General features: G+C 66.2%; 22 protein-coding genes and 3 pseudogenes. 13 read left to right on the forward strand and 12 right to left on the reverse strand.

The annotated features are described in order from the left end of the window. Together IG04_RS47340 and IG04_RS48330 are read left to right on the forward strand one after the other, a co-directional pair. A pseudogene (locus tag IG04_RS47340) lies at window positions 1–186 on the forward strand (MFS transporter); the annotation flags it as partial. Between the two features lie 176 nt (window positions 187–362). Next, window positions 363–536, forward strand: a pseudogene (locus tag IG04_RS48330) (carboxymuconolactone decarboxylase family protein); the annotation flags it as partial. A gap of 162 nt (window positions 537–698) precedes the next feature. On the opposite strand, the pseudogene IG04_RS48820 reads toward IG04_RS48330, so the two are convergent. Further along, a pseudogene (locus IG04_RS48820) lies at window positions 699–1,682 on the reverse strand (M23 family metallopeptidase); the annotation flags it as partial. A 70-nt stretch (window positions 1,683–1,752) separates the two neighbouring features. Further along, window positions 1,753–2,136 carry a Fur family transcriptional regulator gene (locus IG04_RS0131370; RefSeq protein WP_051771108.1) on the reverse strand — a complete coding sequence of 128 codons (384 nt, stop codon included), beginning with the start codon at window positions 2,134–2,136 and terminating at the stop codon, window positions 1,753–1,755. A 245-nt stretch (window positions 2,137–2,381) separates the two neighbouring features. On the opposite strand from IG04_RS0131370, the gene IG04_RS0131375 reads away from it, so the two are divergent. The 3 genes from IG04_RS0131375 to IG04_RS0131385 all read left to right on the forward strand — a co-directional run bounded on the left by IG04_RS0131375 (window position 2,382) and on the right by IG04_RS0131385 (window position 6,557). After that, window positions 2,382–3,017, forward strand: coding sequence for a VOC family protein (locus IG04_RS0131375; RefSeq protein ID WP_030480355.1), 636 nt, complete (start codon window positions 2,382–2,384; stop codon window positions 3,015–3,017). A gap of 124 nt (window positions 3,018–3,141) precedes the next feature. Then, a complete protein-coding gene (locus IG04_RS0131380; protein WP_030480356.1) occupies window positions 3,142–5,826 on the forward strand; it encodes a tyrosinase family protein in 2,685 nt (894 codons plus the stop codon). Window positions 5,827–6,194: 368 nt separating this feature from the next. Further along, window positions 6,195–6,557, forward strand: coding sequence for a hypothetical protein (locus IG04_RS0131385; RefSeq protein ID WP_051771054.1), 363 nt, complete (start codon window positions 6,195–6,197; stop codon window positions 6,555–6,557). Window positions 6,558–6,659: 102 nt separating this feature from the next. Here the strand turns inward: IG04_RS0131385 and IG04_RS44780 are convergent, their stop codons facing one another. After that, window positions 6,660–8,693, reverse strand: a complete 2,034-nt coding sequence (locus IG04_RS44780; RefSeq protein ID WP_245816723.1) for a thiopeptide-type bacteriocin biosynthesis protein — start codon at window positions 8,691–8,693, stop codon at window positions 6,660–6,662. On the opposite strand from IG04_RS44780, the gene IG04_RS48340 reads away from it, so the two are divergent. Next, window positions 8,619–8,894 (forward strand): hypothetical protein, encoded by a 276-nt coding sequence (locus tag IG04_RS48340; RefSeq protein WP_245816726.1) that lies wholly within the window; start codon window positions 8,619–8,621, stop codon window positions 8,892–8,894. The two genes, IG04_RS44780 and IG04_RS48340, sit on opposite strands and share 75 nt — an antisense overlap. Here the strand turns inward: IG04_RS48340 and IG04_RS0131395 are convergent. The 4 genes from IG04_RS0131395 to fxlM all read right to left on the reverse strand — a co-directional run bounded on the left by IG04_RS0131395 (window position 8,891) and on the right by fxlM (window position 14,947). After that, entirely contained in the window at window positions 8,891–10,132 is a 1,242-nt protein-coding gene (locus IG04_RS0131395; RefSeq protein WP_051771055.1) for a lanthionine synthetase C family protein, read from the reverse strand. The genes IG04_RS48340 and IG04_RS0131395 overlap by 4 nt on opposite strands. A gap of 1 nt (window position 10,133) precedes the next feature. Beyond that, a complete protein-coding gene (locus IG04_RS0131400; protein WP_211257846.1) occupies window positions 10,134–13,121 on the reverse strand; it encodes a lantibiotic dehydratase in 2,988 nt (995 codons plus the stop codon). 180 nt (window positions 13,122–13,301) lie between these two features. Then, window positions 13,302–13,499 (reverse strand): FxLD family lanthipeptide, encoded by a 198-nt coding sequence (locus tag IG04_RS0131405; RefSeq protein ID WP_030480361.1) that lies wholly within the window; start codon window positions 13,497–13,499, stop codon window positions 13,302–13,304. Window positions 13,500–13,513: 14 nt separating this feature from the next. Then, on the reverse strand, window positions 13,514–14,947 hold the full coding sequence (gene fxlM, locus IG04_RS0131410) for a methyltransferase, FxLD system (RefSeq protein ID WP_084402169.1): 1,434 nt from the start codon (window positions 14,945–14,947) through the stop codon (window positions 13,514–13,516). Window positions 14,948–15,158: 211 nt separating this feature from the next. Here fxlM and IG04_RS46765 point away from each other — a divergent pair, with 211 nt between their 5' ends. Then, entirely contained in the window at window positions 15,159–15,314 is a 156-nt protein-coding gene (locus IG04_RS46765; protein WP_157513030.1) for a hypothetical protein, read from the forward strand. A 258-nt stretch (window positions 15,315–15,572) separates the two neighbouring features. Then, window positions 15,573–16,235, forward strand: coding sequence for an HAD family hydrolase (locus IG04_RS0131415; protein ID WP_030480363.1), 663 nt, complete (start codon window positions 15,573–15,575; stop codon window positions 16,233–16,235). Between the two features lies 1 nt (window position 16,236). On the opposite strand, the gene IG04_RS0131420 is transcribed toward IG04_RS0131415, so the two are convergent. From IG04_RS0131420 to IG04_RS0131430, 3 genes are all read right to left on the reverse strand, one after another. Then, a complete protein-coding gene (locus tag IG04_RS0131420) occupies window positions 16,237–17,553 on the reverse strand; it encodes an NsdA family TPR-like regulatory protein (protein ID WP_051771057.1) in 1,317 nt (438 codons plus the stop codon). A 345-nt stretch (window positions 17,554–17,898) separates the two neighbouring features. Next, window positions 17,899–18,132 (reverse strand): DUF397 domain-containing protein, encoded by a 234-nt coding sequence (locus IG04_RS43105; RefSeq protein WP_036016373.1) that lies wholly within the window; start codon window positions 18,130–18,132, stop codon window positions 17,899–17,901. 40 nt (window positions 18,133–18,172) lie between these two features. Continuing rightward, window positions 18,173–19,036 carry a helix-turn-helix domain-containing protein gene (locus IG04_RS0131430; RefSeq protein WP_245816713.1) on the reverse strand — a complete coding sequence of 288 codons (864 nt, stop codon included), beginning with the start codon at window positions 19,034–19,036 and terminating at the stop codon, window positions 18,173–18,175. A gap of 190 nt (window positions 19,037–19,226) precedes the next feature. Between IG04_RS0131430 and IG04_RS0131435 the strand changes: the two genes are divergently transcribed. From IG04_RS0131435 to IG04_RS44385, 5 genes are read left to right on the forward strand one after another with little or no spacing between them, the layout of a single operon-like run. Continuing rightward, complete coding sequence (locus tag IG04_RS0131435; protein ID WP_143028092.1) at window positions 19,227–19,550, forward strand: hypothetical protein; 324 nt, start codon at window positions 19,227–19,229, stop codon at window positions 19,548–19,550. A gap of 20 nt (window positions 19,551–19,570) precedes the next feature. Further along, window positions 19,571–19,915 carry a hypothetical protein gene (locus tag IG04_RS47345; protein ID WP_159460521.1) on the forward strand — a complete coding sequence of 115 codons (345 nt, stop codon included), beginning with the start codon at window positions 19,571–19,573 and terminating at the stop codon, window positions 19,913–19,915. A gap of 46 nt (window positions 19,916–19,961) precedes the next feature. Then, window positions 19,962–20,849: a helix-turn-helix domain-containing protein gene (locus IG04_RS0131450; RefSeq protein WP_169746022.1), complete on the forward strand. Its 888-nt coding sequence runs from the start codon at window positions 19,962–19,964 to the stop codon at window positions 20,847–20,849. Next, window positions 20,846–21,223 (forward strand): hypothetical protein, encoded by a 378-nt coding sequence (locus tag IG04_RS0131455; RefSeq protein ID WP_030480370.1) that lies wholly within the window; start codon window positions 20,846–20,848, stop codon window positions 21,221–21,223. Before IG04_RS0131450 ends, IG04_RS0131455 begins: the two co-directional genes overlap by 4 nt. Window positions 21,224–21,231: 8 nt before the next feature. Continuing rightward, window positions 21,232–22,116: a helix-turn-helix domain-containing protein gene (locus IG04_RS44385; protein ID WP_030480371.1), complete on the forward strand. Its 885-nt coding sequence runs from the start codon at window positions 21,232–21,234 to the stop codon at window positions 22,114–22,116. 286 nt (window positions 22,117–22,402) lie between these two features. Here the strand turns inward: IG04_RS44385 and IG04_RS46770 are convergent, their stop codons facing one another. Beyond that, window positions 22,403–22,795 carry a hypothetical protein gene (locus IG04_RS46770; RefSeq protein WP_144065703.1) on the reverse strand — a complete coding sequence of 131 codons (393 nt, stop codon included), beginning with the start codon at window positions 22,793–22,795 and terminating at the stop codon, window positions 22,403–22,405. A 409-nt stretch (window positions 22,796–23,204) separates the two neighbouring features. After that, entirely contained in the window at window positions 23,205–24,308 is a 1,104-nt protein-coding gene (locus IG04_RS0131465; RefSeq protein ID WP_030480372.1) for a tellurite resistance TerB family protein, read from the reverse strand. Window positions 24,309–24,358 lie beyond the last annotated feature (50 nt).

Raw genomic sequence — 24,358 nt, forward strand, 5'->3', positions numbered from 1 at the left:
ACCGCGCTGGCCGCCTCGTACGGCGCCGGTCAGCTCGGTGACGCCAACGCCCTGACCACCGGTGTGTCCGCCGCGTTCATCGGTGCCGCCGGCATCGCGATCGTGGGTGCGCTCATCGCTGCTGGGACGTTGCGCGGCAGCCGAGCGGCTGCCCCGGCCGCCGAGCGCGAGTCGGCCAACGTCTGAATGATCCACCTCGGTTGCCGCCCGCCTCGCCAAGGCGGGCGGCAACCCACCCGCTTCAGGAGTTCCACATGCGACGAATCCCCGCCCTCGCCCCAGCGGACGCCCCAGAGAAGTCTCGCGAACTGCTCACCGACATCATCACGCGACATGGTTCGGCCGGCGACATGGTGAGCACGATGGCTCATTCACCCGCACTGCTGCAGGGTTACCTGGACTTCTCGCGAGCGCTCAAGCGCGTCAAGCTGCCGCGCGCTCTCAGCGAGAAGATCTCCCTCGCAGCGCAGGAGTGGATCGGTTGCGGCACCTGCTTGGCAGCGCACACCGAGGCTGCCCGTGCGAACGGAGTCAGCGACAGCGATATCGTCCTCGCCCGCCAGGGCACCGCCGTCGATCCACGCGAGGCGGCACTGATCGCCTTCGCCGTGCGCGTTCTCGCGGAGCCGTCCGGCATCTCGGACCACTCGCTGCCCAGCACGTACCGAATAACTGTTGATATGTCCGTAGATCGCCGTCGTCCTGTCGGTGTGCACGATCTTCACCCACAGCCCGAAACCGCTGGCCGGCCCCGCTTCCGCCACGACACCGTCCATCACGGACACAACGGGCGTGCCGATGCGGTTGGCGATGTCGAGACCGTCGTGCATCGCGCCCCAACGCGGCCCGAAGTTCGATGTGACAACGCCCCGCGTCGGAGCGAACACCCTTGAACTTCCCGACCTCGCAGCACCACCGGAAACGGCCAGCTCTGGGCGGTTCGCCGCTTCCAATCCGAGCATGTCTCTCTGATCGGGAGTCATCCAGTCGAGCGCTGTGCGCACTTCTGTGAGCCGCTTCGCCAGTTCGTCGCGCCGGCGCCGCAGGTCTGCGGCGGCATCCTCAACTGCCTTGTCCGCGGCGTCGGACTTGCTACGTGCCGCGTTACGCGCCGTGCCTGCGGCCTCAAGGCTTCGGCTGCTCTCCGTAACCAAATCGGGTGCGACCACCTCTTCGCGATCGCTCGTACCGCTCACGTGCAGAAGCTCGGCTGTGAAGCCCTGCACAGCATTCGTGATCGCTTGGTTGAATCGAACAGCCTGATTCCGCCACTCCGCGTCTGCCGCGCGCTCGACCTCTGAGGCGCTGGTGGCGGCCGCCAACAATTCGGCGTGTGTGGACTCGGCTGCCGAGACCTTCTTGTGCGTCAGCTGGGCCTGTCTCCTGAGCTCCAGGTAGTTGACCATGATCCCGCCGAGCGACACCACGGGCTGAGCGACGGCAGGCGCCGTGCCCAGCAGGAGCAGTCCGGCGACGAACACCGCCAGGAACCGTCCGGCTCGAAACATGGTGACCACTCCGATCGGCGGAACGTCGCGACGGTGTTCCGCACGCTCAGTTGGTCGTTCTGCGGCAGCGATGCGTTTCCTCTGGCTACCAGTTTTCCGTTCAGGAGGCCATGACGGAGCGCACATCGAGGCAGAACGTGGGGCAGGAAGGAGCGCAATCAACACGCACAGCATCGGCCAAGCCACGGTCCGTCACGGTCGATAGAGGCTTCTGCCCCGTTCCATGCCTGCGCGGCCACCTGGACTACGTGCACTCGGCACAGGTCCCGGTGATGGTCACGCGCACGACCACATCGGTGAAACCCGTTGCCTCCTCGGTGACCCAAGCCGGCAGAGGTGACGAGTGAGCAGGGATCTCGACCGTTGAGTGGCACATCGAGCAGACGAGGTGGTGGTGCGGTCGGCTGGAGCAGCGGCGGTACCACCGCTGGCTGTGCTCGCCGACCATCACATCGACGAGTTCCCGCTTCACCAGGTCCCTGAGCGCGCGGTACACAGTGGACATTCCTATCGGTCGACCAAGGTCGTGGATCCGCCGATGAAGCTCGTGTGCCCTGATGAACGCGCCGTCGCGCCCGAGGACGGCCAGCACGAACCGCATGTTGATGATCTGCTGGCTCTGGTTCATCTGATGGAACTCCGTAGCTTGCGGGAAAGCCGTAGTGCCACTGCTGTGGTCCTGCTCCTCGTCGGCGGAGTCGCCGTGTTGCCGCCGACCGGCCTGCTCCAACGACTGAGCCTGTGGCCATCAAACGACTTACGGCCGCGCTGCTGACTGCGCCCAGAGGCCGCGAAGCCGGTATTGAAAATCAATTTCATAACCGTTAGCGTATGCGGTCCGATGCGCATAGACGATCTCGCGGAAGGGGACCGATGGAGATCGATCACGTGGTACTGGCCGCCCGGACCAAAGCCGATGCCGAGGAGGTGCTCAGCCAGGCCGGACTGGGTATCGCCCGCGGCCGAGTCATTCCGGGCCTCGGACTGTCCAACCTCGTCGTACCACTGGGGCAGGGACTGCTGGAGATCCACTACCCGAACGGTGAGCCTCTCTCGCCAGGATCCCCGCCACTGCTCGACTTCGACAAGGAAGCTCTCGCCACACACTCATCGGCAGCGTTGGTCCCGATGGCGTGGCTGGTGTTGATGGAGGACGAGCGGCGCCTGCGCGAGCTCGCCGCCACGAACGACATGTCCGTGCTCGAGGTGTCCGCTGAAGGCCCCGGTTTCCCGCCATACGCGCTCGCGGGCTTCGGTGCGAACTTCGACCGGCGATGGTTGCCGTGCCTCATCCATTGGCCAGAAGGACCGCCGGCACTCAGCGCCGCACACCGACGTCAACCCGTTGGTATCACTCGTATCGACGTGGCAGGTCCGGCGGGCGACATTCGAGGTTGGTGCGGAGGAACGCCCCGTGGCCTGAACGCCGTGCCCGGCACCGCGGGTCCGCTGCGGGTCGAGATCGGCTTCGCCGACGGAACGACCCTCACCCTGGGCCTCGACGACTAGGTTCCGGCCTTTCCTCGCTTTCAGCGGCAGAACTCACCCATTCGAGGCGCAAATACCGTGCTGTGTGGTGTATTTGCGCGCGCCACCCGCCCTCCGCGAGTTATCCGCACAAAGGGGGCCCACGATGGCTGGACCGGTCAGACGAAATATCGCCCACCTCACGCCAGCCGAGCGGCAGGCGTTCATCGACGCGCTGCTGCAGGCCGACCTGCACGCCTTCCCCGGAGGAGTGTCCTACTGGGACAAGCAGGACGAGATCCACCAGTCGACCCACAACCACGGCGGCAACTCCTTCCTGCCGTGGCACCGCGAGCTCTGCAACCGGTTCGAGGCGCTGCTGCAGCAGTCGAACCCTGATGTCGCCCTGCACTACTGGGACTGGACCCAGGACCCGCGCGCCGCCTCCGACGGTCAGGGCGGCACCGTCGACCTCTCCTCCAGCACCCTCTACGGCACGATGAACGGAATGGTCGACGGACCGCTCGCCGCGCTGCACAACGGTGGCGTGCTCGCGGGCAGCCGCGAACAGACCGGAAACCCGGCCGATCCACCGCAATCCGTCCAGCGCAACGCAGGCGCCGGAGCACCGGAGATCAACTCCGACGCGTCGATCATCGGCAGCGCCGACGCCCTGGCCCAAGCCCAGCAGTGGGAAGCGTTCCGGAACGAGCTGGAGGGGTGGCACGGCACCGCGCACGGTTACGTCGGCGGCGACATCGGTGGCCAGCACCAGGCATTCGAGGATCCGTTCGTGTTCCTGTTGCACAGCAACGTGGACCGGTTGTTCGCGATGTGGCAGGCGCAGCCGGGGCAGGACTGGCGGCTCGATCCGGACCAGGTGTACGGCGACCAGTCGAACACCACCGGACCCGGCAGCATCCTGGACCCGATGCAGCCCTGGAACGGCACCGTCCAGTTCGGCTCGCCGCTCGACCCGTGGGTCGGCGCATCGCCCGCCGTCGAGAGCAAGAACTGCCGCCACCCGTCCGTGGTGCGCCCGCCCTGCTACGACACCCTCCCGCTGACCGTGGAACAGCTCTCGCCCGTGGCCGGCGACCCGATCCGGTTCCTCGACGTCATCGAGCACCTGCCGACCGCCCGCGCGTTGCGGCTGCGTGTCCGCGGCTGTACCGAGGTGACCGCCACCGCGTCGGTGACCGCCCCGTTCACCGTCCTGTCCGCCTCGGTCACCTCGCCGCACCCCAACGGCTTCGAGGCCACCGACCTGCTGGTCTGGGTGCTCTACACGCCGGGCACTGCGGGCTCTGCGGATTCCGGCACGCTGACCGTCACCATCACCGAGACAGGCGACGTGTTCGCGGTCCCGGTGACCGCGACCGTCGTGCCGAACCCGACCGTCGGCACGTCGCTGGTCCTGGATCAGTCCGGCAGCATGAGTCTCCCCTCGGGCCTGCTTGGCAAGACCCGTATGGATGTGCTGCACAGCTCCGCGCCGCTGTTCGTCACGCTGCTCGATGACAACGACGGCATCGGCGTCGTCCGCTTCGACACCGACGCAGCCGAAGCCGCCCCGGTCGACGATGCCGGTCCCATGATCGGCGGAACAGGCAGGCTCGCCGCTTCCACCGCGATCACCGGAACGCTTACCAACCCCGCCGGCCTCACCGCCATCGGCGACGGCCTGGAGAGCGCCGCCGCCCAGCTTGCACCGATCACGATGGACTACGACCACACCGCCACCGTGGTGTTCACCGACGGCCACGAAACGGCCGACAAGACCATCGCCGCCGCCGCGTCCTCCGTGCACAGCCGCGTCTTCGCCATCGGCCTCGGAACCGCCGACCAGCTCAACCCCGGCGCCCTGGCCGACATCGCCAACGGCACCGGCGGCTACCTCCTGCTCACCGGCAACCCCGGCGTGGACGACCAGCTCCTGCTGCAGAAGTACTTCGCCCAGGTGCTGGCCGGAGCGACGAACGCCGCCATCGTGGTCGACCCCGACGGCTTCGTCCCGGTCGGCGGCAAGGTCGTCGTCCCGTTCCTGCTCACCGCCGCCGACATCCGCGCGGACGTGCTGGTGCTCGGTGAGACCGCAGGGGCTCTGCGCGTGGAGCTCATCGCACCGGACGGCTCCACCGCGAGTCCGGTGGAGGTCGTCGGCGAGGCCTACCGCGTGCTGCGCGTGGCAGGTCAGGCGGGGGAGTGGCAGGCGGTGCTGTCCGTCGACGACCGCCAGCTCAGCAAGTGGATCACCGAACTGCGCAAGCGCCTCGCTGACCGCAAACGCGGCGGGCAGCTGTTCGAGCGGATCGTGACGGGGATCAAGGCGCACGGCGTGCCGTTCACGTTGTCGGTTCAGGCCCGCAGCGCACTGCGGCTCGGCGCGGCGCTGAGCCAGGGCTCCCGGCTGCCCGGCACCCCAGCACACCTGACGGCGACGCTGACGGACAGCGGGATCCCGTTGTCCTCCGCGGCCGTGAGTGCCGTAGTGACCGGTCCCAGCGGAGGTCAGGCGGTCATGCCACTGTCCGGGCAGGAACCTGGGATGTTCGCTGTCTCGATTCCCACCGCGGAGCCGGGGGTGTACCGGGTGCTGGTCCGTGCGAGAGGCGCGGATCTGCGCGGCACGGCGTTCACACGCGAGGAGCTCCGCACTTTCGCCGTCTGGTCGCGAGGTGACCAGGCGCCTCCGCTGGTGATCGACCCCCGTCCGCGGCCGGGCCGCGATCTGGACGGCTGCGCGTTCCTGCTCTGCCTGCTGGAGAACGACGGCGTGCGCCGGCTCCTGGAACGGAACAAGATCGACCCCGACCGCGTCGCCGCCTGCGTCAAGTCCGCTTGTCGTTAGGTGACGGCGTTGCTGATCACCTGAACAGGCCACCGTGCTCGACGACACGGTCGACCGCGGTGGCCTCACTGGTTGCATCGTCGAACCATCTGGTTGTACGGTCGAACCATGCAGAGCGGGGAGACGGACGCGGCGCAGGAAGCCCTGATGCGGTTCGTCCGCAACTTCGGCCTCCATCAGCCCGACCGCACGCCATGCGGACAGCCGCTTCCGGTCTCGGAGGCACACGCCATGGTGGAAGTCGCCCGAGAGGGACGGATCCGTCAGGTGGAGCTGGCTCGCCGGTTGCGGTTGGAGAAGAGCACCGTCCATCGACACCGGCACCGTCCGACCGGCAGACCGATGTCGCCGAACGGGGCGCGTCGGTCATGCCGTTCGACCTGGAGCGCACCACCCACCAGTTCACCAAGACCGACACCGGCGGCGTGCAGACCGTCATCGCCGACGACCCGCAGGACACCACCCAGATCACTCTGATCCAGCAACACCTGACCGCGGAGGCCGACCGCTTCCGGCGCGGCGACTTCACCGATCCCGCCCGTATCCACGGCAACGAGATGCCCGGCCTGGAAACGCTCCGCGCCCACGACGGACGAATCACCATCGACTACGAGAACACCCGTGACGGAGCACGCGTCACCTACACCACGACAGGCACCGACCTTCGCAACGCCCTGCACGCCTGGTTCGACGCCCAAAGCGGCGACCACGGCCCGCACGCCACCCGCTGACACGACAGCTCGGGGCGGTGTCCAGCACCGAGCAGTTCCGCGCAAGCTCAGCACCGGCACACTGCCCTCCTGACCATGACCGAAGCATCACCGACACAGCGGTCATGATCGCGAGAACCCTGACGCCGCGGAGGAAGGTGTTGGTGCGCTCAAAGTCTGTGCCAGCACGGTTCCGGCGGTCTCGACGGAGGCCATGAGGACACCCAGCAGTGACTTCGGGATTGATCCGGCGTCGAGGCCAGCTCGGTCCATCAGGCCCTGCAACGTTCCGGCCTGGCCTGCTGTCATTCTCGTGCGGCATGTCGCGTGGTTCAGTAGTTCACGGGCGGCGTAGGCATCGGTGGAACGTTCGGCGTCCTCGATCAGCTCGGCGCACAGGGGGTCCGTTTCGACTTGCTGCGCCGCCATACAAAGGTCCAGCGCGGTGAGGCCGAGACGAATGCAGAACAGCGTTGTTGACCTGTCGGTGGGCTTTCGGGCGAGCCTGACCGCGGCGAGCGTGGCGGCAACGTCGTCGACGCTCAAGCGTCCGTCCTTCAGATGCGCATAGCTGCGAAGACAAGCCGCCAGTGCGTACTCGTGCGGCTCGGTCATCACGCTGCTGTCGATGAGCCTTAGTGCGTCGTCGACACGTCCGTTGGAGGCGTACGCGATGACGCGCGTCTGGCGGGATTCACGGAGCATCTCTTCGGCTTCGTCGTGTTGTTCCGCGTGTTCTGTGGCTTCTGTCCATTTGCCCGCGGCGGCCAGAGCTCGGGTGCCGTCCTCGCGCAGCAGTACCTGAAGCCAGCGATCGAGTTCGGATCGATCGCCGTCGGTGGCGATGAACTCGTCGAAGGGGATCGACGTGCCGTGGATCGTGGCGTTGCCGCCGTGGCGGGCGGCTTGGTCGATCGCGTGAAGGGCACGGTAGGCGCCTTCGGGGTCGCCTGCCCGGCTGGTGAGGCGGGCGAGGTTGACCAGTGGCTGGAGCGAGGCGATGGCCGTGCGACCGGATACGGGCCAGGCGGCGTGGAAGATCTGAAACTGCCGCTCGCACAGTTCGACCGCTAGGTCGGGCAAACCGCAGTCGGCGGCGATCAATGCTGCCAGGTTCCAGACTGAACAGGCTCTGTCGATCCGGTCCTCGGGTTCGGCGGGGTTCTGGCAGGTATCGGCGAACTGGCGTACTTCGCGCACCCGTGCTTCCAGGTCGGCGCAGCGCCGACGGCCCTGAAGTACCAGCGGGAACCTCCTCATCGCCAAATCCGCGGCGGCTTCGGCTGCTGCGGTGAGAGTCACCTGTTGTGCCGAGCCCGCAGGTGGTGAAGCCGCTGGACCGGCGGTCGCTGCGGGGGTGTCCAGGATGGCGGAGCGAGCCGCCCAGGCGAGGATGCTCTGCGTCCTGGCGGGTAGTCCCAGGCGGTTCCAGTGAAAGATCACCAGATAGCTCACGACCTCGCGCAGTCCGCGCCGCAGCGTTCCTCTGCGAGCGGCGGACCCCAGGGTTCGGCCGGCCTGACGGAAGGCGTCCGCCCACTCGGCGGCGGAGGCCAGGGGGCCGTTCGTGCCCAGTAGCGGTCCGTCCGGCGAGACGTCGGCGAGCATCAACTGTTTGAGGTCGCCGGCCATCGCGGTCACCTTCGAGACCGGGACGTCAGCGGGGAGGTGCCGTTCCTGTGCGACTCGGTGCCAGACGTCGCCTTGCTCGTACCACTCCAGCCCGGCGGCGCGCATCAGGGTGGTGCACAGCAGAAGGGACAGCTCGCGGCGGCCGAGCCCGATTCCGCCGTCCCGGAGGAGATTTACGACGGCGCGGCTGTCGGCGCAGAACAGTTCGTGGGCGAGATCCATGCCCACCTGGCCACCGAACGCCATGGTCTCAGCCTCGTAGATGCCTGGCCGCCACCCGGTGATCTGGCCGTTGGCCGTGAGGTCGTCGAGCGCCGTACCGAAGCGGTGTCTCATGGTGCGCCCGGCCGATCCTGGTTGCAGGCGCAGTCGCCAACAAGGGTGTTTGCGCATGAACCACCACGCGGTGATCACGCCCTCGTCTTCGGCACTGTGGAGTAGGGGTGCGAGGTGATCGGCGACGGCGCGTTCCGCGTCGTGCCAGTCGGTGAACTGGATGTAGAGCTGCCACCAGCCGGAGGCGATCTGTTGTTCGAGGGCGTGCTGTCCGGCGCGCCGGTAGACCTCGGCGGCCTCTGCGAGATCCGCCGAGTCGAGGGTCTCGGCGCGGGCGGCCTCGGCCAGCGGTGTCCCGGTCAACACGGTGAGCACGGCGCGTTCGGTGGTGCGTACGACAGCCGACTCGTCCGTCGCACCGGCGGCTTGTGTCGAGGCTTGCGGAGCTAGTCGATCAGCAGACATGCGTCCCATCCGGAGATCGGCGCGACATTGTGCGCAGCGGTGTGCAGGGCCAGGGCGGTTCCTGTCTCACCCTCAAGAAGCCCTGTTCCGGCCTTAGCGATGGATCGCGTGTAAGGGATCAGGTTCTCGGCCAGACGCGGCAGGTGGTCGGTGAGCGCCGGGGTTCGGCTGTCCTGGGTGGCCCGCCACACGGTCTGATAGATCCCGGCCCAGCCGTGGCACAACCCAGGGTCGGTGATTCGGGCCTGCTGTGCGGGGTCGTCGAGGCACCGGACCAGTGCTTGTTCGTACTCCTGCTGGAGACGCACGTCGTTGGTTGCGATTCCGGCTAATTGCCCGGCACGGGCGATCCCCGGCGTGCCGTAGCACCAACTGGGGCGAGCCGGGCCAGGCTGGCTGGGGTGACCGCTGCGCAGGTCGGCCAGGGTGATCCATTCCGGCCACCACGGTCCGGCCTCGCCGTCCTGTTGCCAGGCATCGAGCCATCCGCAGATCGTGGCGATCGCCTCGTGGTGCCCGTCCACGGTGACCCCGCGCCGCATCGCCTGGCTCAGCAACGCCAGAGGGCCGCCGACCCCGTGTGCTGCGCCCAGGTTTCCGTGGCCGTCGCGGTAGGCGCTAGAGGACCGGCGGTGCGGATCGTGACCCACCCACCACCCAGGCAGTGCGTGGCTGTCGATCTGCAGTGGCAGAGTCAGCGCTACGAGGTAGTCCAGCACTCGCTGCATCGCGCTGCCGCCGGGATCGCGGCGCAGCAGCAGCGCACCGAGCCCGCTCAAGCCGAAAAACACGTCATACTCGCGGAACCCAGGAAGTTCGCCTGCGCTGATACGTGCCATCGCGGACTCGACTCGCCGGTGCGCAAGCGCGGCCACGTGCACATCGACGTCCGCGAGGGCCTCGCGGTAGCGGCTGGTGGCGCCCGCTGCCGCCGCGTCGAGCATGAGCGTGACCGCCGGTGCGCCCAGGTACAGGCCGGTGGTGTTCGTGGCGCTGACCTGACCGGCCACCGCGTTCACGATCCAGCGATGGGCTTGCTGCCACGTCCCTGTCCCGGCGTGAGCGCGTTCGATGTGCAGCAGCGCGATCCCGGCAGCGCCTCTCGTGAGGGACTGAGCTACCCAGGGCTCGTTCTCGGGAGGCGGCCCCGGCAGCGCGAGTTGCTCGGCGTAGCGCTCGGCCGCTTCCGCGAGGGTGGCTGCGGGGTTCGTCAGGGCGGCCAACTCAATGTGCTCCGCGGCGTGCGGTGTGGCGCAAAACGCATGCCCGCGCGAGCCGGCCTGTGACCCGTTCGATGGCCGGGTCGACGCCGACTGCGCGAATGTGGTGCAGGTGCAGCAGTGATCCCAGGACGGACAGAGGGTTTCGCTGTTGCACCAAGTCTTCCCGATAGGCGGTCAGCGCCTCGGCGCGCGCCTGCCACGCGGCCACGACGTGTTCTCCGCCGGGTAGAGAACGCAATGTCGTCCACGCGCCGTCCGGATCAGCCAGCTCCAGTGCCTGGTTGCGCAGTGCCGGATCGACCCGTCCGTGCTCTTGCCGAAGTTCACTGATCAGCCAGCCCAGTCCGTCGTGGGTTGTTCGCGCGAAGCGCACGGTGAGGTCGACCATGCTGGCGGCGGCGAGGGCCTGTGGATGGCCCCCGGTTTTGACCGCAGCGCTGATCTGGGCGAGTGCTGCGACCGAGTCGGTGGCGAAGACGTCCTGTGCGCGGTCCAGCGCGGAACCGTGGCCGTAGCGGCCGGTCTGGGGTTCGTGGGTGGCGAGAGTGAGATGTGAAAGCAGTCGGTCTCGGTGCAGGCTGTCCGCCCACGTGGCGACCCGTTCGGCGGCCGAGCCATACGCGGATGCGTCGGACAGACGCAGGTATACGGCGAGGTACTGGTCGACTTCGGGGCGGCGCATCTCGCGATGCCGGCGGAACCACCAGGGCGGCGCTTGATCGCCGAAGGCGTCGATCAGGCCCGGCACACGCTCGATCAGAATCTCGTCGAAGCGTGCCGGATGCCCGTAGATCTGTGCACAGAGGACCGTGGAATTCCCAGGAAGGTGGCCCGCGGTCCGAGTGACGGCGCGGGCCACACTCGCGACGAACGAGGGGACTTCGGGCGAGGGCGCGTCCAGAACCAGGGGCATGAGCACCTCATGAGCGCGGCCCAACCAGGCGAGGTCCTTGGGTGCCGACGTTTCGCGGAGTTCGAGGCGGTCGGCGCGCTCCAGGCGGGTGCGCAGCAGAAGCCGGTGAAGTGGGTGACCGAGGTCCACCGGTTGCCGTCGGTCGTGGTCAACCAGCGCGACGCGCTCGGGTACGCGCCACCTGGCCCGCCAAGAATCCAGCCCAGCCTGCCACTCGGCCATCGAGGCGTCATGGCCCGGAAGATCACCAGAGGCGAGCAGCCACCGTGCCGGGGACAGAATGGTTCGCCGGTATCGAATCCGCGGAAGGTACGGGAGTTGGGCAGCGGCGCCGAAATGGAACGCCTTGTAGACCGCGGACCGTGCGGTGGTGATCTCGGCGAGGAACCTCGCCAACGGCGGCGTCTGAACCCCAGCCTCCAGGGCGTGGGTGACCCGCGGCTCGACCCGACGACCGGTGGACAACTCGATGAGGTGGAACCGGCTCTCGTCCGTGGTGATCGCGAGGCCCGCCAACGGGATCAGGTGCTCGTCCGTTCCGCGGTGTTCGGCCACGGGGATCACGTGCGGCAGCAGCTGCCCGGTGCGGGCCACGTTCTCATTGCGGCGCCGGCGCGGGGCAAAGGACAGTTGGGCGGCAATCGTGCCGGGCCCGGCCGCGGTGTAGGTACCCGCGAGAATCTCCCGGCCTTCGTCGGGCAGCAGGTAGGCGTGGCGACCGGCCATGCTGCTGCCAGGCCTGGGTGTTCCGGTCATCGCCAACCCGAAACGCCCGCGCGCCAGCGCCTCGACGGACTCCGCCCGAACTTCCACGGCCACTTCGACACGAGGCGGAAGGTGCACCAGATCCGCACGGTCGCCGGCCGTCAGGTCCTCGATCACCTGATCGGTCAGCACGATCTCACCGCTACCGTCCATTATGGCCCGCTGGATCAATGCCAGGAGCTTCTCGTCGCGTTCACTCACCTTGCGCGCCGCACGCCCGTGTGCGGAGCCGAGATACTCGGCCGGAAGGCCGAGCCCGCTGTCGGCGACCAGCTCCAGCACCGGCACGAGCGCGCCGGTTCCGTAACGGGAACGAAACCGTGTGTGGTAGTCGCGCCACGCTGGATATCCGAACGCGTACGGGGAAAGGCGAAGCAGGACGCGGACGGCATCGGAGGCTTCCTGAGCCACCTGTTCGGGGATCAGAACGTCACAATCCAAGATCGTGTCGACGACCAGTGGCACCTTCGCGGCGGTGCTCAACGCCCTCATCCGATCGGCCACAGCCGACGTCGGCGCCACAGCTGATCCGCCGGTGGACAGGTCCCGGTGAATCGCGGTCAGTTCGTGCACCGTGCCCCTGATCTCGGCGATGGTGAGGGCGTCGGCGGCCTTCAACACCGCGCAGGCGTGGCCGAGCGCGTCCAGACCCGTCATCGGCGCCCACAGGCTGCTGATCAGTAGTCCTTCGTCGAGCAAACCGCGAAGCACGCGGTCGATCTGGTGCTCACTGGCAGTGGCGAACTGGCTCAGGAGCACAGCGCGCAGCGCGGCGAAAGGTATAGGTGCACGGGCGGCTTCCAGTGCGGCGCGAACCGGGCGGCTGTGGCGCACGGACACCTCGACGGGGGCCAACGTTGTGGCAGCTCCGACCGGTGGTGACCCTGGTGCTGCGAATCGGTCACCTCGCACGGTTCCGGCGTCGTTGACGACCACGGGCAGCCGGTCCAGTAGCCCTTGGCATCGGTGCAAGCGGGTGAGAATGTCGCCGAGCCAGCTTGCGTCCGCTCGGACTGCGACTGAGTGCTCGCGGCCCCACTGAACCTTGGCCCCGGTCCCGATCCGGGCCATGCCGACCCCTGCGAACAGACCGAACGGGGTGGGGCGCTGTTGCCACCGCACCAGATAGGACGCCAGCGAGAGCACGGCGCGGTGCATCGTCCGAGCATCGCGGCTCGGGGCGGACAGCAGGTCGTCAATCTGCCGGGACAAGGCGGGGCTGGCATGGACAACCGCGGCGCGAACATCCTCGCGCTGCCACACCTGCGACAACCACGTCTGGCATTGCTTCGCGGCGTCCTCGCCGGGCAAGTCCAGGGTCGTGGGCAGGTCCAGTCCGCCTGGATCAGTGCTGGCACGTAGTAGTGCCACGCCGGACCATCGATATACCGGTGATGCAGATGTGGCGGCCACGTCGTGTCTCCCCCTCGGAGCTCTTACCGGACCCCTGCTGCTGCCGGTGCACAGTGGCACCGGCAGCAGCAGCAGCCGTCAGGACGGGTCGTCTGCGAACGAACCGCAGCTACTGGCGTCGCCCTCGCAGGTGTTGCCGCAGCCATCGTCAGTGGGGCAGTCCCCCATGACCGGGCCGTAGGCCACGACGACCCGCACATCCAATGCGAACTCGTCGTCCTCGGCTGGCCGTTCGGCCAGCGCGGTCGCGCCGCCCGAAAACTGAACCTCCGACATCTAGGCCACTCTCCTCACTCGGTTGGGTGTTGCAGGGCACCCTGACCTGCTGCGGTGATCGCCGCCTGCGGCCAGGAGATCGTGACCCGGCTGTGCTTCTTGTCGATGACACGTCCCTCGGACAACTGGTCGTCGGGGGTGCCAACCGGGTAGACGCGGAACTGCGGGCCGGGTCCACCTCGGTGCTCCCTGCCCCAGATCCGGAGCAGTTCGGCTACTTCCTCGCCGAGATCGTCGGCGTCGGGGCCGAAGGCGTGCACGCCCCACTCGAGGTTCTCCTCGTCGGCGCGACGGGTCGTCACGTAGGCGAAGCTGCCGCCGGCAACGACGGCCGACGCCCCTGACTGCCGCCCCGGTGGGGTGATCACACCGGAATCGAGCTTGCGATCCAGCACGACGCGGCAGAAACCGGGCAGTGCCGACGCCAGCCACATGTGCGCGTCGGCCCACAACTCGAACCGCCCGATGGTCGCCCCGCTCCAGACCTCCACCCGCGGCGTGTCGAACAGACCCTGCAGCGCGGTCGCGTCGACAGGGAACTCGTCGTCGAAGCGCAAGGTGACCTCGCCCCCGCGCATCACCAACTGCTTGCCCTGGTGTGCTCCGGCGCCCTGCATCGGCACGAAGCCGAACAACCGCGACGACCTGCTGATCAGGAAACCATCGGCACGCTCAAACGCGAGCGTGCGTGACAGACCCCTTACCTGCAACGGAACCAGCAGGCGACCACCCTCGGCCAGCTGCGCGATCCAGGCAGGCGGGATATCCCACGTACCCACCGTGACCAAGATCCGGTCGTAGGGCGCGTACTCGGGCACACCACCCTCGGCGTCGACGAGGACGACATTCACCTGCGAGTAGCCGGCTTCCGCGAGCTGGCGCTCGGCGCGGTCGGTCACGTCTTTGTCGATGTCGACCGTGGTGACCTGACCGGACGGACCGACGAGCTCGGCCAGCAGCGCGGCGTTGTAGCCGCCCGAGCCGATCTCCAGGATCCTCATGCCGGTGGTGATTTCCGCTTGCTCCAACATGTGCGCCTGGACCTGCGGCGCGGAGATGGAACTGGTCGCGTTCCCCTCCGCGTCCCGCTTGGTGACGAAGCCGTTGTAGCAGTGGTAAATCTCGTCCAGGTCCCCGCCTGGAGCGAACAACTCCCGGCGGACCTTGCGCATCGCCTCTTCAACCGGTCCCGAGACGATCGTGCCCTCGGCGATGAGGTCATCGACCACCTGCTTCCGAAGTTGCGCGGCGCGATCCGAGTTCGCAACCTCGCTAGCCGTGTCTTCGTGAGTCGTCCTGTCGGTCACTAAGGGCTTCCTTGTCCTGGTGCGGTGCGGACGGTGAGAGGGGACGCCCTCGCGGTGCGTTCGAGGGCGGCAAGTCGTATCCGTGAGATTACTCTCAGCAACCGTTTGCGCCGGTTCGATCTGGGCGTGTCGGTCAACCATCGCGTCGCTTCTGGTCGAACCACCCGTCCCGAGCCTGGGGTGGTGGTCGGTGGGTCAAATGCCGGAGACGCTCGTGTAGGTCCGGAGGTACGAGATCGTCAAGCCGCAGTCCGATGGCTTGCGCGCGCTGCGCTGCGTCGCCGAACTGCGCGCAGGGCCAGGGTTGAACAGAGCAAAGCGGACATGTATGGGGCGTCTCTGGAGCTGGCAGATGCGCAGCGACGTCATCGACCGCTCGAGCAGCCCGCCCGAGTCGGCTGTCCGCTGCGACGATCACAGCTATGACGTTCCGTATCGCGCCCATGCGTCACACCGCCGCCGCATGCCCGGCATCCACCGGCTGAATGAATCCCGCGAACGAATCTGACGTGCCATCTCCAGCATCGACAATCGCGAACCTCGGCGACCACGACCAACGTGGCCGGACGCATCGGATGTTCGGCACATCCCTCCTTCCGTCACAGCACGTGGTTCTCCCGAGGCAGAAAGTCAACACCCCAAGATCGTGACTAGATACCGTCCACGGCCCGTCCATCCACCATCCGGTGTGCCCTCCCGAACGCCGTGCACTGTCGTCCGGCACCATGGGGGGAGAGCAGCACATCGTGCGGGGGAGGAACTCCGGGTGGCAAGGATCGAAGCGGTCTTCTTCGACGTCGGCGAGGTACTGATCGACGAGACCCGCGAATACGGAACCTGGGCAGACTGGCTCGGAGTTCCGCGCCACACGTTCTCCGCCGTGTTCGGCGCCGTGATCGCCCAAGGGAAGGACTACCGCGAGACCTTCCAGGTGTTCAGGCCGGGGTTCGACCTCGCTGTAGAACGCGAACTCAGGGCTGCAGCAGGGCAGCCGGAGAGCTTTTCCGAGGAGAACCTGTACAGCGATGCGAGGCCCTGCTTCCAGGCCCTTCAGAGTTCCGGCCTGCGCGTCGGTCTCGCCGGAAACCAGACCGCACGGGCAGAACAGATTCTCAAGGCACTCGAGTTGCCGGTCGACGTGATCGGCACATCCGACGGCTGGGGAGTCGAAAAGCCGTCACCGGAGTTCTTCGATCGGGTGGTCGAAGAGGCCGGCGTTCCCGCGAGTTCGGTGCTGTACGTCGGAGACCGGCTGGACAACGACATCAGTCCGGCTCAGGACGCTGGCATCGCAACGGCTCTCGTCCGCCGTGGGCCATGGGGACACATCCTCCGCAAGCCCGAAGTCGAAGAGCGGTGCCTGTTCCTCCTCGACAGCTTGGCCGAGTTGCCTGCTCGGGTGGCGGCTCATAACGCCGACCACAGCTGAGTCAGGCTCTCTCGCCCACGCTGGCCAGCGCGCGGACCTGCTCGTCCAGCAGTTCGACGTGGTGCGCTGTGCTCAGGGCGGCACGCAACTCGGGTACACGCTGGAGCGCGGTGGCGTAGTGGGTACGGCCGACCACGTCGCACGCCTGCTGCGCCGTGGCGAGCGCTCGGTCAGCGTCGAGTGGCGCCTGCGCTGCAGCGAGGTCGAACAGTAGGACGGCTTGTTGCTTGCCGGCGGTCTCGGCGAGGGTGTCGACCGCCTGTTCCAGCCTGCATGCGGCACCGCGGTTCTGGCCCGCCAACAGCAATGCGTTGCCGGCAAAACCGTCGAGTCGAGAAGCATCGAAGTAGTCGAGCCAGACCGGATCGGTTCCGGCCGTCGTCAGCGCGTCCTCGGCCGAGCGAATACGTGCAAGGCTCGCTTTCGGCTGGCCGGTGCGGGCGGATACCTCGGCATCAACGCAGTGCAGCCACGAGCGCAACAACGGCCCGGTGCCGTAGCGCGCGTGCGCATGCGCGGCCTTGAGAAAGCCGCGCGCAGGTTGTTCCTGCCCGGCGAAGCCAGGGACGAACGCTCGATGGGCCAGCACCGCGACCGCCAGAGCGTGATCTTGTGACGCAAAGGCGGCGTCCTCTGCCAGCTGAAAGAACGGTCCTGCGGCATCGGCACGGTTCAGATCGAAGAAGTTGAGACGTGAGGCGAGAAGGGAAGACTCCGCCACAGCGGCGGCCAGTCGCCTAGGCAACGGTCCATCGACGTCCGACACCGACTCGAGCATGCCGGCGCCGAGCTGAACGTGCGCAGCGACGGACTGCAAGAGATCCGATGCCGGGGTGGTCCAGTAGAGCTCACGGTGCGAGGCGGTGATCGCGGAGTACGCCTCGATTGACTGCGGGTCCAGCCGAGTCCGCTGTTCCTTGGCCAGAGCATCGACGCCGTCGGGAATCGCGAGTCCGTTCGACAGCAACGCACCCAAGCTCAAACCGAGCAGCCCCTTCAGGAACACGTGTCGGCCAAACTCGGGTTTGCCGCCCAGCAGCACCAGGATCACCTTCTCCGCCACCGCATCGACGAGCTGCTCGCTCATGGGTATGTAGGTCGCTGCACTCGGGCCAGGTCGGTGCGTCGGACACATCGCCGACTCCTCCTCGGACAGCAGACCGAGTTCGTCGGCGAGCATTCCGAAGACCAACACGAGGTGCTTCCGGTACCGCGGCTCAGGCTTGCGGTCCCCGGTTTCCCATCGCCGAACGACATCCGCGTTGAGGCCCGGCCCCGCCTCGTCGCACTGCTTCATGCTCCGCTTGATCTGCTCCACCAGCTCCTCGCGACTCCACCCACGCTGGAGGCGTTGCCAGGTCAACCGGGTGTTCGGCGGGTGCTTGGGGGCAGACGTCCGACGTGATCCCACCTCATGTCCCTTCGGTCGACTTGACGATGTCTCACCGTGCCCGAGCGTAGGAGCCGACACCGCCATTTCGCGACGCTGGTCGAGCCATGGACGGGCAACGGACGGTTCGTGGACGGTAGTCAAACGCAGCGTCTGGAGGTTTGATCAACGGTGGACAACTACCAGGCGCGAACCTCGGGGGCGTTGACGATCGTGGGCGAGGAGCTGCAGGTGCCGACATGCGGGCAGCGAGTCTTTCGCCGCCCGGTCGCTCTACTGCGGCAGTCGGAAGCTTCCCCGCCTTACTCCGCCACAGAACGCCTCCCACTCGCCGTGGTCGAAGACCAGGACGGCTCCGTCCGGGTTCCGGCTGTCCCTGAGACCGACGGCGTCGCAGGTGAAGGAGACCTCGACACACTGGTTGTCCGGCGGGCCGCTGAGGGGCGACTTCTGCCAGTCGACGAAGTTGGTGTCGAGGTGGCTCTTGTGGGTGTCCTGGATGTACATCAGTGGCCGTACTCCTCCCGATCTCCAGCCGCGCCAGCGGCTACAACGACGCGGCGATGTCGAGCAACATGCGCCGGGTCTGTTCGGGCCCACTGGCCACGGCCTTCTGGTAATCCCAGAGCGTCAGGTACCGCGCCGTGCGCTTGCTGTTGTCGACGTACTCACCGCCGTCATGCTGCTCAAGGTAAATGATGTCAACCAAGGGCTTCGTGTCATAGCCGAAGATCGTGTAGTCATGCCCTTGGCCCATGTAGTAGCCGACATCGAACGGCACGACCTGCAGCTCGACGTTCGGCCGGTCGATGGCCTCGACCAGCTTCATGATCTGCTTCTTCGTGACCTGGCCACCCTCGGTTCGGCGTAGCGCCGCCTCGTCGATGATGAACCAGAACTGCTGGTCGAGGTTGTCCAACACCTGCTGTCGTCCCAGTCGATTGGCTGTCGACTGGTCGATCTCCTCGACCGTCAACGATGGCCGCCACGCGCGGGCGTTCGACCGCATGTACTCCTCGGCCTGCAGCAAGCCGGGGATCATGAGGGCCTGGTACGAGAAGTACCGGTTGCAGCTGGGCTCCATGTCGACCAGCAACTGAAGATACTGGCGAAACCGCGTGCTGAACGCTCCGCGCTTGGTGCGGCGGTTGCTCTCTGCCTGCAGGTCTCGCGTATACGCCCGGTCGGCTTCGTTGGCGCCGACGTGATCGAGCAGCGCATTCAGCTCGATCAACTTGATCCCGCTTCCGGCTTCGATGTGGGCGATCTTCTGCTGGGTGCAGCCGAGCACCGCTGCGATGTCGTCCTGGGTCACGCCGACGGCTTCGCGCAGCCGAGCGAGCTGGTTGCCGAGGACGACCTTCATCACAGGCGGCGGCAACTGCAGGTGCTGCGTCACAGAGTCGTTCACCTCCACAGGGTGTCCGGTTGCGGAACGTGCACGCAATTCACCCAATCGGCGACAACCTTAATCTGTGTACACAAGTTATGGTTGGTTGCGCGGTAGCAGGTCCATAACCACGAGAGACCGGTGAACATGAGTACACAGATTACCGTCGCTGCGATGATCACCGTAGTCGCCACAGCGGTTGATGGACGTCGTGAGCGTCCATCGCGCAGGCGGCGCACCGTCGCTGGTATCGATCTCCGTGTCACCGGTCGATCGGATCGACGGGTTCCGACGCATGACACCACTTGAGGCCACAGTTCCGGTTGTCGTGAACCTGACCCTGTTGCAAGCCGCAGTGCTCGCCAGGGCAGCGGTGGTGGTCACTTCCGCACTGGACTGCAAGGACGCGAACGCCGCCGCACAAGGGCTGCTCATGTTCCGCCAAGCCGTCGCGCATGCCGTATCGAACGACACGACGCACCACTCGACCGAACAGCTGCGGCCGGTCAATCGGCCTCGCCGCCGTGCCGGCTAGCCATCGAAAGGCTGGAGGCCATGAGCAACCTGGTCTTGTTCGCGGGACTTCGTCAAAGTCTCGACGATCACCTTGAGCGGGTATCGCGTGTCGCCGTCGATGGTGATGCCGGATCTGCGCTGGCGGTGATGCGGCAGGACGTTCCAGGTCTGGTGGCCGCGCTGCGGGTGCTGGCCGACGAGCATCAGCCGGATGAGAACGGCTGCTGCAGGAAGTGCCGCAGCGGACCGTTCTGGCGCAGGGTGGCGGCGCCGTGCCGGATGCTGCTCAACGTGCACATCGCCGTCGGGGCGGCGATGGCGACAACACGCGCCTGCTCCAGTTCGCCGCGGCGGCACAGGTTACGAACGTCCTCATTGGACTGAAGTAGGTCGCCCTCGAAATCTTCTTACCAGTGCAAGGAACTCGGATATGCCAAAGAGGCTCTCGACCGCACGTGGTCGCGAATTCGGTGAGGGTATGCGAAAGGCGATCGCGAACGCTGGCCTGAGCGCACGCGAGGTCGCCGAGCTGCTGGACTGGGACGAGGCCAAAGTCTCGAACGTGTTGACCGGGAAGGGTGGCGTCAGCAAGCTCGAAGTCGCGTTGTTGCTGGGTGTGTGCAGGGTCGAGGCCGCTGAGCGCGATCGCCTCCTCGCGTTGTTCCCAGTGAGGCAAATTCAGGGCTGGTGGCAGCAACACGGAGCGTGCGCACCGATCCGGCCGAGCACTGCGCACGCGCACGTCGCCAAGGCGAAGACTCTGGTCTGCTGGCAGCCGCATGTGGTGCCGATCTTCCTCCGGACGGACGCCTACATGCGTGAACTGCTGGTCGCGTCCGCCACTGCGCCGGCGGATGAGCTTGAGGATCGCTTGCATGCGCAGTCCGAGTTGAGGGCACTGCTCGGCAACCGGCTGGCCTGCACCTTCTTCATCCACGAGTTCGCTCTCCAGCTTCAAGTCGGCGGACCTGCGGCACATGCCGACCAGATACATCACCTGATGTTCATGGCGAACTGGAAGAACATCGAGATCCGCGTCGTGCCCGCCGAGGTCGGGGCCCACGCGGGCGTCGCCGGTCCGTTCTGGCACTTGAAGTCCACGAAGTACGAGCCTGTGGTCTGGGTGGAGGCCGAGAACTCCAGCCTCTTCATCGAGAAGAAGGAGTCGATCACAGGCTACGAGGCGGTGGCTCGCGAACTCGACAGAGTGAGCCTGGACAGGCAGAAGTCGATCAAGTTCATCGACCGCCTGCACACAAGTTTGCGAGAACCGGCAGGACAAAGCGAACCAGGTTGTGACGAGGAGACAGAACAATGACCGAGACTGGAGTGCACCTGTTCGATGTCGCCGCGGTGAAGGCTGTGGCCGCGCAACTCAACGAAGCAACAGAGAGAGGGCGGCGGCAGGACCGTCGGCTGAGGCAAGGAGTTCGAGGTGAGGTCGATCAACTGATCCGCTTTGGACCGTCGCGTTTGCCTCAGACGTCGGTAGTCGTGGTTCTGCTTGCGCTCGCGGCGTGCGGAGCCTGGGGCTTCCTGTGGGGGGCCACAACGGGAAGTTGGGTGGCTGCGGCTCTCTTCGTTGTTCTTCTGACGTTGGGAGTCTTCCTCCTCGACCAGGTGTGGCTGATGCAGAAGCGTGAGGACGCACTGAAGGTCGGCCTCTACGTCGCAGCCACGAACCAAGACTGAGATCCCCTATGCCCAAAGACTTCCGGGCCACCACGCTCGAGCGTGCTATCGGGCGGCAGCTGGCCGCGTGGCGCGACGAGCGCGAGCTGAGCCTCAGCGAAGCTGGCCAGCGTGTGGGCTTCAGCAGCGCGAAGCTGTCCATGATGGAAAACGCGGTGCAGCCCTCGGCGCCTGTGGACGTCATGGCGCTCGGGTATGTCTACAAGGTGCCCACTCCGGAATGGCAAGCCGTGGTGCTTCGCGCGCAGCACGCGGCACGAGTCCGTACGAGCACGCTCAATAACGCGCTGCACCTTGATCCGGCCGCGGACTTCGCGAACCTCGTGTTCGAGGCGTCAAGGCTGCGTGCGTTCACGACCGATCTCGTTCCCACGGTCCTTCAAACTCCCCAGTACACGAACGCCGTGATGCACCACGATGACCCGGTACGCAGCGCGCGGCTGGCCACGGTGCGCGAGGCGTGGGCAACACGCCCTAACGGCAAAGATCCACTTGTAGTCGAGGCGGTCTTTTCCGAGTCCGTGCTGAGACGGGTGGTCGGCGGGCCACGAGCGATGAAGGCCCAGCTGTTGCACCTGATGGAGATCAGCGAGCATCCGACGGTGAGCGTCCAGGTCTTGCCACACAGTACTGGGGCCTACCCGGCGATGGGCTCGCCCTTCACCTTGCTCGACTTCCCACACCGCCAACACAACGACGTCGCGTACCTGGAGACGTTCATCAAGGCCGAGTACGTCGAGGACCCGGTGCTGACCGAGCAATGTGCTCAGCGGTTCACGAGCCTGCAGCAGCTTGCGCTCGACCCCGGCGAATCGCTGGAACTCATCGCCGAAGCCGCCGCTGAGCCGTGGTGGACAGGCATGCGTCGAGATTCTCCGACCACTGGCTGCTGAACGCCTCGCCACGGTAGTGAACACGTTGACTTGCTGTTGAAGGCAACAAAGGATGATTGAACGGGTCGGCGACCTGGAAGAGGCGGCGCAGATGAAGATGGTGCCCTCCTTGGGTGACGTTGGTCTGCCCGCGGAAGTCACCTGTTCGAGCGGCTGGTCACACGCGAAACCTTCTGGCCGCTGATCTTTCGTAACGTCGGTGAAAGATGACGTCACCTGCCTGACGTGAAATGGCCGACGCCCCATCCTCGGGTGGCGTGAAGGGCCTGCGGACCACCCGGCTGCGCTACTTGATCTCAGCTTGGCATGCGCCGGTGTCGCTCTTGTTGATGACCAAGTGGTCTGTCTCATCCGCGATCCAGCAACTAGGTGGGAGATACGCATCGTTTCCAGAAGCCTGAACCCTTACGACCGTTCCAACCGGAACGGTAAGCTTCTTGGTCCACACACCGCTGACGCTCTCGGGACCGCAAGTGGCAATCTTGTCGCTCTGGATGCACGTGTATCGGACCTGAACACCCACGAATGAGGTTGCTGCCCCGATCGTGATGGTCATCATTGGTGTCGGAGGTGCCGTAGAAGACGCCGCAACCGGCGAAGGTCCGCCGTTGGAACACGCGGCAGCGGCCAGCGCGATCACAGCAAAGGAGATCCCGGCTTGGGCTGTCGACTTGAACATGCGATCTCCTCACCAGGGGACTCGTGAGCCCCGTTGCTTGTCCTCCTGCCATCGCGCCAAGTCCTCTGGGCGTTATCTGCTGTGGCTGACTCGTCGTCGCGGTGTCACGCTCGCGCCATGAACGAGAGCTTGTACTTCCTGCTCCGAGGCGGACCGCATGACGGCAAGTTCTGGCCTATCGGAGAGGCTTCAGCGGACGGCAATTTGCTTCCCAGGAAGCAGATTCGGGACCAAACCCGCCTCGTTCTACGAACGCACGGAGGAGGCGCCGATGCTGGCGACGTCCAAGCCAGCACCGAGCAGTTCACGCCGGCGGAGCGCGCTCGCGTCACGATGTTGTGCGCGGACGCCTCCTCGACGGCGCGCACGCTAAGCAACCGCAGCCTTGGTGAGATCTCTGCGCCCAGATCTAGCGCCGCTGGCAGCGATCCCGCACCTCGGCGATGACTACCTTCTCTTGCGTATTGAGATCTCCGTCGACGGTGCCGACCCGTTCGGCGGCGTGGACAACGTCACTGAGATCCCCAGGCTCGGCGTCGACGCGGTGCCATACCTCGTCCGCGTCGATGTTGACGACATTGGCGAGTTGCTCGTCGTCGACCTGATGCCGTTCCCGGGCAAGCCTCGTCAGCTGGCGGAACAGCAGGCGCTCGGCATCAGTGATCTTGCCGTCTGAGTTGATCACCAGCCACGCGATCCACAGCATCAGCTGCGGATGCTGCGTACGTCGGATCAGAGTGTCAGCGAGTTCGATCACCTCTGCGTCGTCACGAAACACGGACTTGGCATGGCGTCCCGCCGCCAAGGTCGTGTAGCGGTTCATCAGGATGGTGAGAGGGATCCCGACGCCGGGAATGGCGAATTTGATGACGTTGCGTTGCAGGAGATGTCGTCCGACGAACGGAAGACTTCTCGCGGCGGCAAGCACCGGGCCGGAGTAGTACTTCTTGAGGACCTGCCGGACCACGCCAGGTACGAACTTGAGACTGCTGCGAGCGGCTTCTCCCGCCTTGATGCCGAATGCCACCCGGACGAGTTTCATCATGTCCTCGGGGTCGTCCAAGTCCAGGGGAATCCGGTAGATCACCGCGACGTCGTAGGCCAGGCGCATCTGCAGCTGGCTGATGTACGTCAGGTCAACCATGAAGGTGATGACGCCTGCCGGCACGGTGGCGGGACTGGCCCCACCTAACGTCCCGATGGTGGCGGCGACCGTCCCGGCATAGAGGCTGGAACTGATCCCGCCTGCGATCATGGCGTACTTTGCCGCCAGCTTGATCTGCTGCCCGGCGATACCGTCCGCGGGCACGCCCTCGTACTTCTGCTGAAAGTACTCCCACGTGGCTTTCTCGGTGTATGACCGTAGTGCCTGGCCGCAGAGTCTCGTGAACCAGCCACCCGACTTGATGTCGTCCGCGCTCAGCCCTGTGACAAACTCCCGCAGCTCGGCGCGCTCCTTGTCGACAGCTTCGCGGTCGTCATCGTTGACGGAGATGGGCGGTACTTCGGTCACAGCGGGTCTCCCAGATAGTTCAGCGACCTGGCAAGGTTGCAGATATGGGC

The sequence above is a fragment of the Lentzea albidocapillata genome, assembly GCF_000719115.1.
Taxonomy (GTDB): Bacteria; Actinomycetota; Actinomycetes; order Mycobacteriales; family Pseudonocardiaceae; genus Lentzea; species Lentzea albidocapillata.